General features: G+C 60.0%; 12 protein-coding genes. 9 read left to right on the forward strand and 3 right to left on the reverse strand.

The window, feature by feature from the left end; genetic code table 11:
* The first annotated feature begins 7 nt into the window (after positions 1-7).
* Positions 8-544, forward strand: coding sequence for a DUF3299 domain-containing protein (locus PFAS1_RS11550; protein ID WP_076031523.1), 537 nt, complete (start codon positions 8-10; stop codon positions 542-544).
* 130 nt (positions 545-674) lie between these two features.
* Here the strand turns inward: PFAS1_RS11550 and PFAS1_RS11555 are convergent, their stop codons facing one another.
* Together PFAS1_RS11555 and PFAS1_RS11560 are read right to left on the reverse strand one after the other, a co-directional pair.
* On the reverse strand, positions 675-1,574 hold the full coding sequence (locus PFAS1_RS11555; protein WP_076029247.1) for a D-hexose-6-phosphate mutarotase: 900 nt from the start codon (positions 1,572-1,574) through the stop codon (positions 675-677).
* Positions 1,575-1,631: 57 nt separating this feature from the next.
* Complete coding sequence (locus PFAS1_RS11560) at positions 1,632-2,036, reverse strand: acyl-CoA thioesterase (RefSeq protein ID WP_003177184.1); 405 nt, start codon at positions 2,034-2,036, stop codon at positions 1,632-1,634.
* Between the two features lie 362 nt (positions 2,037-2,398).
* Here PFAS1_RS11560 and PFAS1_RS11565 point away from each other — a divergent pair, with 362 nt between their 5' ends.
* The 8 genes from PFAS1_RS11565 to PFAS1_RS11600 all read left to right on the forward strand — a co-directional run bounded on the left by PFAS1_RS11565 (position 2,399) and on the right by PFAS1_RS11600 (position 13,114).
* Positions 2,399-3,697: an MFS transporter gene (locus tag PFAS1_RS11565; protein ID WP_076029248.1), complete on the forward strand. Its 1,299-nt coding sequence runs from the start codon at positions 2,399-2,401 to the stop codon at positions 3,695-3,697.
* Between the two features lie 233 nt (positions 3,698-3,930).
* Positions 3,931-4,929 carry a phosphate ABC transporter substrate-binding protein PstS gene (locus tag PFAS1_RS11570; protein WP_074872095.1) on the forward strand — a complete coding sequence of 333 codons (999 nt, stop codon included), beginning with the start codon at positions 3,931-3,933 and terminating at the stop codon, positions 4,927-4,929.
* A 224-nt stretch (positions 4,930-5,153) separates the two neighbouring features.
* The gene (locus PFAS1_RS11575) at positions 5,154-7,436 is read left to right on the forward strand and encodes an ABC transporter permease subunit (protein ID WP_076029249.1); all 2,283 of its coding nucleotides are present in this window, start codon (positions 5,154-5,156) and stop codon (positions 7,434-7,436) included.
* Between the two features lie 15 nt (positions 7,437-7,451).
* Positions 7,452-9,122 carry a phosphate ABC transporter permease PstA gene (pstA, locus tag PFAS1_RS11580; protein ID WP_076029250.1) on the forward strand — a complete coding sequence of 557 codons (1,671 nt, stop codon included), beginning with the start codon at positions 7,452-7,454 and terminating at the stop codon, positions 9,120-9,122.
* Positions 9,123-9,310: 188 nt separating this feature from the next.
* Positions 9,311-10,144 (forward strand): phosphate ABC transporter ATP-binding protein PstB, encoded by an 834-nt coding sequence (gene pstB / locus PFAS1_RS11585; RefSeq protein WP_007896484.1) that lies wholly within the window; start codon positions 9,311-9,313, stop codon positions 10,142-10,144.
* Between the two features lie 71 nt (positions 10,145-10,215).
* A complete protein-coding gene (phoU, locus tag PFAS1_RS11590; protein WP_008150055.1) occupies positions 10,216-10,977 on the forward strand; it encodes a phosphate signaling complex protein PhoU in 762 nt (253 codons plus the stop codon).
* Between the two features lie 167 nt (positions 10,978-11,144).
* Positions 11,145-12,095: a response regulator gene (locus PFAS1_RS11595; protein WP_076029251.1), complete on the forward strand. Its 951-nt coding sequence runs from the start codon at positions 11,145-11,147 to the stop codon at positions 12,093-12,095.
* A 122-nt stretch (positions 12,096-12,217) separates the two neighbouring features.
* Positions 12,218-13,114, forward strand: a complete 897-nt coding sequence (locus PFAS1_RS11600) for a peptidoglycan DD-metalloendopeptidase family protein (RefSeq protein ID WP_076029252.1) — start codon at positions 12,218-12,220, stop codon at positions 13,112-13,114.
* 113 nt (positions 13,115-13,227) lie between these two features.
* Here the strand turns inward: PFAS1_RS11600 and PFAS1_RS11605 are convergent, their stop codons facing one another.
* On the reverse strand, positions 13,228-14,568 hold the full coding sequence (locus PFAS1_RS11605) for a hemolysin family protein (protein WP_076029253.1): 1,341 nt from the start codon (positions 14,566-14,568) through the stop codon (positions 13,228-13,230).
* Positions 14,569-14,584: the final 16 nt, after the last annotated feature.

Consider the following 14,584-nt stretch of genomic DNA (forward strand, 5'->3'; position numbering starts at 1 on the left):
CACCTTCATGCGCCGTCTTCTGCTGACTTTTCTTTTACTGGGCTCGGGCCTCGCCCATGCTGGCGAACTGCCGGAAACCGACTGGCTCGAACTGATGCCCAAGTCGGACCAGAAAGCCCTCGAGGCCATGCCCGAAATCGATCACAACTCCCCCGAAGCCAATGGCACTTTTACCGAAAAGGGTGGCATGAAGCAGAGCAAAGGCCTGCCGGCGGTGATGTATTCGAGCAAAACCGTGGCGTCGATGAACGACAAGAATATCCGCATCGGAGGTTATCCGGTGCCGCTGGAGTCCGACGCCCAGGGCCGCAGCACACTGTTCTTCCTCGTGCCGTATCCGGGCGCCTGCATCCACGTGCCGCCACCACCCCCAAATCAATTGGTGTTGGTGCGTTATCCCAAAGGTTTGAAGCTGAATGACATCTACACGCCGCTGTGGGTGACCGGCACGCTGAAGGTCGAGAAGGTCAACAACGACCTGGCTGATGCAGCGTATGCGCTGGATGCGGCGAAGGTGAGAGTGGTCAAAGAATCGGATCTGTAACGCCAGTAGCTCTGACACCAATCAAATGTGGGAGCGGGCTTGCTCGCGAAGGCGGTGTGTCATTCAACTTTTATGTCGACTGGCACGACGCCTTCGCGAGCAAGCCCGCTCCCACATTGGTTTTGGGGTGTTACAGGGGTTTGCTGCCGATGTTGACACCCAGGGTATGACTCGCACCCGGCGCCAGCGTCACCACATCATCCATCACGTTCGCCGTTTCAATGCACAGCATGCGCTGCCAGCCATCATCGGCCATGTCACTGAACGCTGCGGCGCGTTCAATCCACGGATTCCAGATCACCGCCGAGCGTGAACCGCTGCTGGTCAGCTCGATGCGCCGTTCCCAGGCCGGATCGATAATGCTCAGCTTCGCAGGGGTATTGAGGTAGATACGGTCGGTCTCGCCGGCAAAACGCAGATCGCCGGTCTGAGTGACGGCTTTCCAGTCGTCCAGGGTTTCGATGTAACTCAAGCCATCCAGCCCTTCGACATGTACTTCGCGTACATCGCTGACCGCGAAATAGCTGTGCAGCGCCTGGCTGATGGTGACGCTGTCAGCACCCTGGTTATGGCTGGTCAGGCTGATATGCAGTTGCTCGTCCAGACGGATGCTCAGCTTCAAATCCACCTGATGCGGCCAGCCCGGGAAGCCGTCTTCGGGGTAGGGCAGAAGGAATTCCACCTTCAGGCTTTCGCCTTCGGTTTCGATGCCGCCCAGTTCCCAGTCCATTGTCCGGACAAAACCGTGGGCGGTTGGCGCTTCGTTGCCGACGCGCATGGCCTGAACGCTCTGCGGGTTGCGCGACAGATTGCCGAACCACGGCCAGCACACCGGAACCCCGGCGCGGATGCTCTTGCCAGTCTTGAACACGGCCTCGTCGTTGAGCCAGATCAACGGCGGTTCCCCGGCCACTTGATAACTGAGGATGTGTGCGCCCTGCTGGGCAACCAGCAATTCGGCCTGACCGTGGCGGATGCGCCAGCAGTTCAGTTCATCCAGTTTCACGGCTTCAACGTTGGGCGTGCTCATGGGGCAACTCTCGATCAGGAACAATGACTGCAATGGACCGCAGAAAGGTCGCAGTGTTTAACGAGCTCTTGGCGGAACAGAACGGGTGCGACCGCTGCCGTCGATCGCGACAAACACAAACACGGCTTCAGTCACCTTACGCCATTCGCTGGACAGCGGATCGTCACTCCAGACCTCGACCATCATCTGAATCGAGCTGCGGCCGATTTCCAACGCCTGGGTATAAAAGGAGAGCTGAGCGCCCACCGCTACCGGAACCAGAAACGCCATGCGGTCGATCGCAACCGTAGCCACGCGGCCACCCGCGACTTTGCTGGCCATTGCGGTGCCGGCCAAATCCATCTGCGACACCAGCCAACCGCCGAAAATATCGCCGAAGCCGTTGGTTTCGCGGGGAAGCGCGGTAATTTGCAGGGCCAGGTCGCCTTGCGGGATTGGATCTTCTTGTTCGAGCTCTATCATGCCGGGGGTGCCTCTGACCCGTGACTCTCATAAGTACTTCAGGTGAATAGCCGTCTCAAGGAAAAACGATTCAGCCCCGAACATACTACGTTCGTCACGTTTTTCGTAAGGCGCCTAAAGGGAAACTCTGCGAAATCGACTGGTAGAGCCAGCAGCGTCTTCGCACAGCAACCCTTGCAAGCTGTCGCAAGATTGCGAGTATATCGATCGGTAGACTCCGAGACGACCGTCCGGTTCTCATTTCGACCGTCAATTACGCACCTCTATGTGCTTTTTCGAACAATTTGCTATCGTGCCGGACCTGCCCAAGCCTCAGCCAGCGTTGTTGGGGTTGCAGATCCGACTATAAGAGAAGCCTTGCCATGACCACAGCGCCCTCGAGCATCGCGCAGCCCACTCAATCCGCACGTCCGCTGACCCGCAGCGATTACAAGACTTTATCGCTGTCTGCCCTGGGCGGTGCGCTGGAGTTTTACGACTTCATCATCTTCGTGTTCTTCGCCACGGTGGTCGGCAAGCTGTTCTTCCCGGCCGACATGCCCGAGTGGCTGCGCTTGATGCAGACTTTCGGGATCTTTGCCGCCGGCTACCTGGCGCGGCCGCTGGGCGGCATCGTCATGGCGCATTTTGGCGACCTGCTGGGACGCAAGAAGATGTTCACCCTGAGCATTTTCATGATGGCGGTGCCGACCCTGATCATGGGTCTGCTGCCGACTTACGCGCAGATCGGCATGTGGGCGCCGATCCTGTTGCTGCTGATGCGCGTGATTCAGGGCGCTGCGATTGGCGGTGAAGTGCCGGGCGCGTGGGTATTCGTTTCCGAACACGTGCCGCAGCGGCACATTGGCTACGCCTGCGGCACCCTGACCTGCGGCCTGACGGCCGGTATCCTGCTGGGCTCGCTGGTCGCCACCGCGATCAACAGCATTTACACCCCGGTCGAAGTCTCGGATTACGCCTGGCGGATTCCTTTCCTGCTGGGTGGCGTATTCGGCCTGTTCTCGGTTTACCTGCGCCGCTGGTTGCACGAGACGCCGGTATTCGCCGAGCTGCAACTGCGCAAGGCCCTGGCAGAAGAAGTGCCGCTGCGGGCCGTGTTGCGCGACCATCGCGGGGCGATCCTGATTTCCATGCTGCTGACCTGGCTGCTGTCCGCCGGCATCATCGTGGTCATCCTCATGACCCCGACCGTGCTGCAGACCGTCTACCACTTCTCGCCAACCACCGCGTTACAGGCCAACAGCCTGGCGATCGTATTTCTGAGCCTGGGCTGTGTCGCCTCCGGTGTACTGGCGGACCGCTTCGGCGCGGGTCGTGTCTTCGTGTTCGGCAGTGCTGCGTTGCTGATCAGTTCCTGGACCTTTTACCACAGCCTGTTCAACCACCCGGACTGGCTGTTTCCGATGTACGCCTTGACCGGTTTGCTGGTCGGCACCATCGGTGCGGTGCCGTATGTGATGGTCAAAGCCTTCCCGGCGGTGGTGCGCTTCAGCGGGTTGTCGTTCTCCTACAACCTGGCCTACGCCATCTTCGGCGGCCTGACCCCGATGGTTGTCACCTTGCTGCTCAAGGAAAGCCCGATGGGACCTGCCTATTACGTAGCGATCATCTGCGGTGTCGGGGTTCTGGTGGGCGCGTATCTCTGGAAGAAAGGTCGCTGAACACGTAACCGATCGTTCCCATGCTCCGCGTGGGAATGCATCCCGTGACGCTCCGCGTCACCTCTCACAGCGGACGCAGAGCGTCCATGGCGGCATTCCCACGCAGAGCATGGGAACGATCTGTCGCTACATGCTGGCCTTTCATCTAATTGTCATATTTCAGCCATAGAGTGTTCACACGGCCTGCTGATACTTGGCCCCGACTTAACACACCTATCTGCTAGGAGTAAGGCATGAAACTGAAGCGTTTGATGGCGGCAATGACTTTTGTCGCTGCTGGCGTTGCGACTGCCAACGCGGTTGCCGCTGTTGACCCTGCTATCCCGAGCTACACCAAGACCACTGGTGTGTCGGGCAACCTGTCCAGCGTCGGCTCCGATACCCTGGCCAACCTCATGACCCTGTGGGCTGAGAACTACAAAAAAGAATACCCGAACGTAAATATCCAGATTCAGGCTGCCGGTTCTTCTACCGCGCCACCTGCGTTGACTGAAGGCACCGCTAACCTGGGCCCGATGAGCCGCAAGATGAAGGACAACGAACTTCAGGCCTTCGAAACCAAGTATGGCTACAAGCCAACCGCAATCCCGGTTGCCGTGGATGCCCTGGCGGTCTTCGTTCACAAAGACAACCCGATCCAGCACATGACCATGGAACAGGTCGACGCGATCTTCTCCTCGACGCGTCTGTGCGGCGCCAAAGCCGACGTGAAAACCTGGGGCGACCTGGGTGTGACCGGCGACCTGGCCAACAAGCCGGTTCAACTGTTTGGTCGTAACTCGGTATCCGGCACCTATGGCTACTTCAAAGAAGAAGCCCTGTGCAAAGGCGACTACAAGCCAAACGTCAACGAACAACCAGGCTCGGCTTCGGTCGTGCAGTCGATCAGCTCCTCGCTGAACGGCGTGGGTTACTCGGGTATCGGCTACAAGACCGCCAGCGTGAAGACCGTGGCCCTGGCCAAGAAAGGCAGCACCGAGTTCGTTGAAGACACCGAAGAAAACGCCCTGAACGGCAAGTACCCGCTGTCGCGTTTCCTCTACGTTTACGTCAACAAAGCCCCGAACAAGCCTCTGGCCCCGCTGGAAGCCGAGTTCGTGAAGCTGATTCTGTCCAAACAGGGTCAGGAAGTGGTTGTGAAAGACGGCTACATCCCGCTGCCAGCCAAGGTTGCTGCAAAAGCACTGGCTGACCTGGGTCTGCAAGAAGGTAACAACGTAGCAAAAAAGTAAAACCTTGAGTCCGGGGTAAACCCGGACTCAATGTGGGAGCGGGCTTGCTCGCGAAAGCGGTGGATCAATCGACATTGATGTTGAAAGTGACGGCCCCTTCGCGAGCAAGCCCGCTCCCACATACCCCCCAAATTTCCGGTCCACTGCCAGTTCCCGCTGGCGGCGGATTTGTTGCGTCACTGCATTGTCATCTTTCTGTCATACAGGATCGCTAGGGTGTGCGAATGAATGATCTGGCCAACTCCACCATGACTACAAATCCCCCCAAGCGAATTGACTTCAATACGCCTGAGCTGCAACGCAAGCGCCGTATTCGTGCGCTTAAAGATCGCCTGACCCGCTGGTACGTCCTCGTGGGCGGCCTCGCCGTTCTCGGCGCGATCACGCTGATCTTTTTCTTCCTCGCTTACGTTGTCGCACCGCTGTTCCAGGGTGCCGACCTGACCTCCAAGGACGCCATCACGCCCGCCTGGATGCAAGACGCCGGCAAGCCGTTGATGATCTCCCTGGAAGAACAGAACCAGGTCGCCATGCGGGTTTCCGACAAGGGCCAGGCGCTGTTCTTCGATATCGACAGTGGCGCTGAACTCAAGCGTGTCGATCTGTTGATTCCGGCCGGCACCACCGTGACCTCGATCGGCGAAGACCAACCGGGCCATCCCTTGGTGGCGGTGGGCTTGTCCAACGGCCAGGCGCTGGTGTTCCGTCACACTTATAAAGTCAGCTACCCGGACGGCAAGAAAACCATCTCGCCAGCCATTGAATACCCGTACGGTGAAACGCCGATCGTGCTGAACGAGGCGGGCGGAGCCCTTGAGCACGTCAGCCTCAACGCGAGCGATTCGACGCTGATGCTGGTCGGCTCCACCGGTTCTCAGCTCAATGTTTTGTCGCTGACCAGCGAAGAAAACATGATGACCGGCGAAATCACCCACGAGCAGAAGCGCATCGATCTGCCGCAAATGACCGAGCCGGTGAAGAACATCTTCGTCGACCCGCGTCAGCAGTGGCTGTACGTGATTAACGGTCGTGCCCAGGCCGACGTGTTCAGCCTGCGCGACAAGAGCCTCAACGGTCGCTACAAACTGCTGGAAAACGGTGACGCCCAAATCACCGCCGCCACTCAATTGGTGGGCGGCATTTCCTTGATCATCGGCGACTCCTCCGGCGGCCTGGCCCAGTGGTTCATGGCGCGCGACCCGGATGGCGAACTGCGTCTGAAGCAAATTCGAACGTTCCAGATGGGCACCACGCCAATCGTTGAAATCTCGGCCGAAGAACGTCGCAAAGGCTTCATCGCCCTGGATGCTTCCGGCAAGCTCGGCGTGTTCCACAGCACCGCCCACCGCACCTTGCTGGTGGACCAAGTCGTCGAAGGCCAAGGCATTTTCGGTCTGTCGCCACGGGCCAACCGGGTGATCGTGGAAGCGGGCGGCAAGATTCAACCGTTGCTGCTCGACAACCCACACCCGGAGGTTTCCTGGAGCGCGTTGTGGAGCAAGGTCTGGTACGAGAACTACGACGAGCCTAAATACGTCTGGCAATCGACCGCCGCCAACACTGACTTCGAACCCAAGCTGAGCCTGTCTCCGCTGACGTTCGGTACCTTGAAAGCTGCGTTCTACGCCATGCTGCTGGCCGCTCCACTGGCCGTCGCCGCTGCGATCTACACCGCGTACTTCATGGCCCCGGGCATGCGCCGCAAGGTCAAACCGGTGATCGAGCTGATGGAAGCGATGCCGACGGTAATCCTCGGTTTCTTCGCCGGTCTGTTCCTCGCACCGTATGTGGAAGGACATCTGCCGGGCATCTTCAGCCTGTTGCTGTTGATGCCGATCGGCATCCTGGTCGCCGGTTTCACCTTCAGTCGCCTGCCTGAATCGCTGCGCCTGCGGGTGCCGGACGGTTGGGAAAGTGCGATCCTGATTCCGGTGATCCTGTTGGTGGGCTGGCTCTCGCTGTACATGAGCCCGTACATGGAAACCTGGTTCTTCGGCGGCGACATGCGCATGTGGATCTCCCACGACCTGGGCATCACCTACGACCAGCGCAACGCTCTGGTGGTCGGTCTGGCCATGGGCTTCGCGGTGATCCCGAACATCTACTCCATCGCCGAAGACGCCGTGTTCAGCGTGCCTCGCGGGTTGACCCTCGGTTCCCTGGCCCTCGGCGCCACGCCGTGGCAGACCATGACGCGCGTGGTGATCCTCACCGCCAGCCCGGGCATCTTCTCGGCGCTGATGATCGGCATGGGCCGTGCGGTGGGTGAAACCATGATCGTGCTGATGGCCACCGGCAACACCCCGGTCATGGAAATGAACCTGTTCGAAGGCCTGCGCACCCTGGCCGCCAACGTTGCGGTGGAAATGCCCGAATCGGAAGTCGGCGGCAGCCACTACCGCGTGCTTTTCCTCTCGGCGCTGGTGCTGCTGTTGTTCACCTTCGTCATGAACACCCTCGCGGAACTGATTCGTCAGCGTCTGCGCAAGAAATACTCGTCGCTTTAAGAAAGGTAGAAGTCTGTGAAACAGAACTCCCTGAAAGGATGGTTCAAGAGCGGCGCCCCTGGCGTCTGGATCAGCGGTGGCGCGGTGTCCATCGCGGTCATCATGACCATTGGCTTGCTGGCAGTGATTGCCGTGCGCGGCCTGGGCCATTTCTGGCCGGCGGACCTGGTGCACGCCAGTTACGACGTGCCGGGCCAGGCCAACCACCTCGTCATCGGCGAAGTGGTGCAGAAAGAACAAGTGCCGCGCGAGCGCCTGAAAAGCGCTGGCCTGCCGGTGCCCGATCAGGGCCCGGAGTTCATGACCCGCGAGCTGATCAAGGTCGGCAACCGTGACCTGAACGGCAACGACTTCACCTGGATCGTCGGCGAGTGGCTGACCAATCAGAAGACGCCACCCGAGTTGATGGCCATCGAGCGTCGCGAGTGGGGCAACTTCTACGGCTACCTGGTTAACGTCAAACAGGACGGCAAGGTCATCGCTGAAGGCGAAGCGGCATGGCCTGAATTGCAGGCCCGTGTCGCGCGCGTCAACCAGCTTGCCGCACAGCTCAAGAGCCTGGAAAAATCCGACATTGGCGCGATCAACGCTGGCCTCGAGCGCGTCCGTCTGAACGGTCGCAAACTGGAACTGGCCGGGACGATGGACGCTGCCGCGCAAGCGGACATGGAGTCCGAGCGTGCCGAACTGAACGCGCGTTATCAGGACATCGAAGCCCGCCTGAACGACCTGCACGCCCAATTCAACCGCGATAGCCTGACGGCCCGCGACGCGAACGGCAAAGAGATCGAAATCGGTATCGGCAAAGTGGTTCACGCCTATCAGCCGAACGCCATGAACACCTTCACCAAGATCGGCTTCTATATCAGCAAGGTCTGGGAGTTCTTGAGCGACGACCCGCGTGAAGCGAACACTGAAGGCGGGATCTTCCCGGCGATTTTCGGCACCGTGATGATGACGTTGATCATGGCGATGATCGTGACCCCGTTTGGCGTACTGGCCGCGGTTTACCTGCGTGAATATGCCAAACAGAACACCATGACGCGCTTGATCCGCATCGCCGTGAACAACCTGGCGGGCGTTCCGGCCATCGTTTACGGCGTGTTCGGTCTGGGCTTCTTTGTCTATGTGCTGGGCGGTTCGGTCGACCGGTTGTTCTTCCCGGAAGCACTGCCGGCGCCGACCTTTGGTACGCCGGGTCTGCTCTGGGCGTCCCTGACCCTGGCGCTGCTGGCAGTACCGGTGGTGATCGTGGCCACGGAAGAAGGCCTGGCGCGGATTCCCCGCACCGTGCGCGAAGGCTCGTTGGCCCTCGGCGCAACCAAGGCTGAAACCTTGTGGAAAATCGTACTGCCGATGGCCAGCCCGGCGATGATGACCGGCATGATCCTCGCCGTGGCTCGCGCCGCCGGTGAAGTGGCGCCGCTGATGCTGGTGGGTGTGGTGAAACTGGCGCCGTCGCTGCCGGTGGATGGCAACTACCCGTACTTGCACCTGGACCAGAAGATCATGCACTTGGGCTTCCACATCTATGACGTCGGCTTCCAGAGCCCGAACGTCGAGGCCGCACGGCCGCTGGTGTACGCCACGGCGCTGCTGCTGGTGCTGGTGATCGCGACATTGAACCTGTCGGCCGTCTATATCCGTAACCACCTGCGCGAAAAATACAAAGCGCTGGATAGTTAACAGGTCGGCGCGGACCCTGTGGGAGCGGGTTTGCTCGCGAAGACGTCGGCACATCCAGCGGCGATGTGACTGACAGATCGCTTTCGCGAGCAAGCCCGCTCCCACATTGGACCGCGTTCAACCGAACATTTATTGGCATGCCGCAAAGCGGTGTTCCGAACCGAATTTGTTAGCACAGGGAGCCTCCCATGCAGCACGAAGCACACACCCACGGCATCAACATGTCGGCCCTGGGCCGCGACAAACAGAGCCTGAGCCTCGAGCAGGAAACCGTCGCCATTGAAGTGCCGGGCCTGAGCCTGTTCTACGGCGACAAACAAGCGCTGTTCGACGTCAGCATGAACATCCCGAAACAGCGCGTGACCGCCTTCATCGGCCCGTCCGGCTGCGGCAAGTCCACGCTGCTGCGCACCTTCAACCGCATGAACGACCTGGTGGATGGCTGCCGCGTCGAAGGCGCGATCAACCTCTACGGCAACAACATCTACCGCAAGGGCGAAGACGTGGCCGAGCTGCGTCGTCGCGTTGGCATGGTGTTCCAGAAGCCCAACCCGTTCCCGAAAACCATCTACGAGAACGTGGTCTACGGCCTGCGCATCCAGGGCATCAACAAGAAGCGCATCCTCGACGAAGCCGTCGAATGGGCGTTGAAAGGCGCGGCGCTGTGGGACGAAGTCAAAGACCGTCTGCACGAGTCGGCACTTGGCCTGTCCGGTGGTCAGCAACAACGTCTGGTGATCGCTCGCACCATCGCCGTGGAGCCGGAAGTGCTGCTGCTCGACGAACCGTGCTCGGCACTTGACCCGATCTCCACGTTGAAAGTCGAAGAGCTGATCTACGAACTGAAATCGAAGTTCACCATTGTCATCGTGACCCACAACATGCAACAGGCCGCGCGGGTTTCCGATTACACGGCGTTCATGTACATGGGCAAACTGGTGGAATTCGGCGACACCGACACCCTGTTCACCAATCCGGCGAAGAAGCAGACCGAAGACTACATCACGGGTCGCTACGGCTAGGAAGCTGTTGTTGCTCACTGAACTGACGCTGCGGTCCACCGCACCTTACCGGACGCTCCAAGGACGCCAACATGATTAGTAAAGAAGGCCTTACCCATCACATCTCCGCGCAGTTCAACGCTGAGCTCGAGGAAGTGCGCAGCCACCTCCTGGCCATGGGCGGGCTGGTGGAAAAGCAGGTCAACGACGCGGTCACCGCGCTGATCGAGGCCGACTCCGGCCTGGCCCAGCAGGTTCGCGAAATCGACGACCAGATCAACCAGATGGAACGCAACATCGACGAAGAATGCCTGCGCATTCTGGCCCGTCGTCAGCCGGCGGCGTCGGACTTGCGTTTGATCATCAGCATCTCCAAGTCGGTGATCGACCTGGAGCGCATCGGTGACGAAGCGACCAAGATCGCCCGTCGTGCCATCCAGTTGTGCGAAGAAGGCGAAGCCCCACGGGGTTACGTCGAGGTTCGTCACATCGGCGACCAGGTCCGCAACATGGTTCGCGATGCACTGGACGCCTTTGCCCGCTTCGACGCCGACCTGGCGTTGTCGGTGGCCCAATACGACAAGATCATCGACCGCGAATACAAGACCGCGCTGCGTGAACTTGCCACCTACATGATGGAAGACCCGCGCTCTATCTCGCGGGTTTTGAGCATCATTTGGGTGCTGCGTTCGCTGGAGCGGATCGGCGACCACGCGCGCAATATTTCGGAACTGGTGATTTACCTGGTGCGCGGCACAGACGTGCGGCACCTGGGCCTCAAGCGCATGAAAGAAGAAGTTGAAGGCACAAGTGGCGAAACCGCTAATGTTCCGGGCAAAGCTGACGATAAGTAAGATTGCCTGAGAAAAGCGCCCGGCCTTTTGGCCGGGCGTTTTTGTTTGTGGTCGATGAATTCGAAAGCAGCACCCGCGAACGAAAAGTCCCGGCGTGACTGAAGGTTTTTGGCAATGTGCCATCAGCAAAGCGCTATGCTTGCCGGGATTTTTTAAAGGGGTGATGGATGAGTAAGGTCAGTGTGTTGGTCGTGGACGACGCGTCGTTCATTCGTGACCTGGTGAAGAAGTGCTTGCGCAACTACTTCCCGGGGATCCGGATCGAAGACGCGGTCAACGGCAAAAAGGCTCAGGCCTTGCTGGCCCGGGAAGCGTTCGACCTGGTCCTGTGCGACTGGGAAATGCCGGAAATGTCCGGCCTGGAGCTGCTGACCTGGTGCCGCGAGCAGGACAACCTCAAGACCATGCCGTTCGTGATGGTGACCAGCCGTGGCGATAAAGAAAACGTCGTCCAGGCGATCCAGGCCGGGGTTTCCGGCTACGTCAGCAAGCCGTTCACCAACGAGCAACTGCTGACCAAGGTCAAGCAGGCCCTGAACAAGGTCGGCAAGCTCGACACTTTGATGAACAGCGCGCCGACCAAAATGAACTCGGCGTTCGGCAACGATTCCCTGAGCGCATTGACCGGTGGCAAGGCTGCCGTGGTCGCACCCGCCGCGGCGCCGGTCAACCCGTTCGCCAAACCTGTTGCCGCCGCGCCAGCCCCGGCGGCTGCGCCGTCTCGCGGTCTGCTCAACAGCCCGCCGATCAAGCCTCCAGCGACCTCCGCAGCGCCGACGGGCGGTCGTGGCCAGGGCCAGCTACGCTTGCCGAACGGCATTCAGCAATGCGTGATCAAGGCCCTGAGCCTCAAGGAAGCGTTGCTGGTGGTGAAACGCACCGACACCCTGCCGCAAGTGCTCGACAGCGCCGTGCTCGACCTGGAGCAGGGCGATAACGCCGAAACCGCTCGTCTGAATGGCTACCTGCACGCCATCGTCGCCCACGAGCCGAAACCCGACAGCGACTGGCTGCAACTGACCTTCCGTTTCGTCGACCAGGACGCGCAGAAGCTCGACTACATCTCCCGTTTGATCGCACGTGGCACGGCGCAGAAGCATTTCGTACCGGGCGCGTAATCCCTACCGTTGATCGTTCCCACGCAGAGCGTGGGAACGATCATTTGAAACATCTGCCGACTACCCGGGTCCATTGCAGCTGCTAGGCTCCTACCCAGGACTTACTCGACAGAATCTTGCCCATGCTCGCGCGCCTGCTGTTTTTTTGCGGTCTTTTCATGGCCTCCCTCTCGGCGATGGCCATGACGATCTACAAGTCCACCGACGCCAATGGCGTGGTCTCCTACAGCGACCGCCCCACGACGGGCTCCAAGGTGTTCGTTTTTCGTGATCGCATGGTCGAGAACCTGGAGCGCCAGGTGTACGTGGTCATCACCAAAAAGAAGGGCGTGGACAGCGTTTACGTACGCAATGACCTGTACGCGCCGGTTGAAATCGAGTTGAGCTTCGCCGGCCTGAAGAACGTCAGTGGTGCACCCAGCCGACCGATTCGCCGGGTGATGCCGGCACGCAGCAGTATTCGTCTGGCGCTGCTCACGGCCACGAAGTCCGGTAAGCCGCTCGCGTACACCCCGAAATTCGAATACTCCCTGGGCGACCCCTCAGGGGCCGCCATGGCCTATCGATACCCGTTGCCCTGGCGCGGTGGACCGTTTCGGTTGAGTCAGGGCGCCAACGGTCAATACAGCCACTTCGGTCCCAAGAACCGCTACGCCATGGACATCGCCATGCCCGTAGGCACGCCGATCGTCGCGGCGCGTGGCGGTGTGGTGGTGAAAACCGAGAATGCGCAGACCGGGCGCGGCACCGATCCGTCGGGTAATTTCGTGCGGGTGCTGCACAACGACGGGACGATGGGCGTGTATCTGCACCTCAAACAAGGTTCGGTGAGCGTTCGGGAGGGGCAACGGGTGTCAGTGGGGAGTCCGCTGGCCCTGTCCGGCAATACCGGCAACAGCAGCGGGCCGCACCTGCATTTCGTGGTGCAGCGCAATACCGGGTTGGGGCTGGTGTCGATTCCGTACCAGTTCAATCAACCGGTGGGCGCATTGCCCAACTTTGCGTTGGGCAAGCAGTGATGTGTTGCCTGTTCTGACGCCTTCGCGAGCAAGCCCGCTCCCACATTGGAATGCATTTCAATGTGGGAGCGGGCTTGCTCGCGAAGGGATCGACGCGGATCCGGATCAGCCTATCAATCCAGCATCAACACCTTGGCCAGAATGATCTTCGGCCCTTTCATCTTCTTGATGATGATCCGCAAGCCTTCGACTTCCAGCACTTCTTCCTCTTCCGGCACCCGTTTCAGGGTTTCGTAGACCAGCCCGGCGAGGGTTTCGGCTTCGATGTGGTCCAGATCGATGCCCAGCAGGCGCTCGACCTTGAACAGCGGCGTGTCGCCACGCACCAGCAGCTTGCCCGGCTGGTACGCGAGGATCCCGCGCTCAGCCTTGCGGTGTTCGTCCTGAATGTCGCCGACCAGTACTTCCAGCACGTCTTCCATGGTCAGGTAGCCGATGATGTTGCCATCGGCTTCTTCGACCAGGGCGAAGTGCGAGCCGCCCTTGCGGAACTGTTCCAGCAACTGCGACAACGGCATATGGCGCGAAACCCGCTCCAGCGGCCGGGTCAGTTCGGCGAGGTTGAACGACTCGGGAATGTGGTCCAGGGCCGCCAGTTCCAGCAACAGATCCTTGATGTGCAGCAGGCCGACGAACTCCTGGCTATCGCTGTCGTACACCGGATAGCGGCTGAACTTGTGGCGACGGAACATCGCCAGGATTTCCTTCAGCGGCGCGTTGAATTCCAGCGTCACCAGGTCTTCCCGGGAATTGGCCCAGTCGACCACTTCCAGCTCGCCCATTTCCACCGCCGAGGCCAAAACACGCATGCCTTGGTCGCTCGGGTCCTGGCCACGGCTGGAGTGCAGGATCAGTTTCAGTTCTTCACGGCTGTAATGGTGCTCGTGATGAGGGCCGGGTTCGCCTTGGCCGGCGATCCGCAGGATCGTGTTGGCGCTGGCGTTGAGCAGGTAAATGGCTGGGTACATCGCCCAATAGAACAGGTACAGCGGCACGGCGGTCCACAGCGACAGCAGCTCGGGTTTGCGGATGGCCCAGGATTTTGGGGCCAGCTCACCGACCACGATGTGCAGGTACGAGATGACGAAGAACGCGGCGAAGAACGACACGCCTTTGATCACTTCGGGCGACTGCACGCCGACGGCTTCAAGGATCGGTTCGAGGATGTGCGCGAACGCCGGTTCACCGACCCAGCCGAGGCCGAGGGAGGCGAGGGTGATACCCAATTGGCAGGCCGACAGGTAAGCATCGAGCTGACTGTGAACGGTGCGCAGGATGTGTCCGCGCCAGCCGTTTTTTTCAGCGATGGCTTCGACCCGGGTCGAGCGCAATTTGACCATGGCGAATTCGGCGGCAACGAAAAAACCGTTGAGCAAAACCAGGATCAGAGCAAAAAGAATCATGCCGAAATCGGCGAAGAGTGTCGCAAGGGTCAAGCCAGGGGAAGGGTCCATGATGGAGTTTTGCGGG

It is taken from the genome of Pseudomonas frederiksbergensis (assembly GCF_001952935.1).
In the GTDB taxonomy this organism is placed as follows: Bacteria; Pseudomonadota; Gammaproteobacteria; order Pseudomonadales; family Pseudomonadaceae; genus Aquipseudomonas; species Aquipseudomonas frederiksbergensis.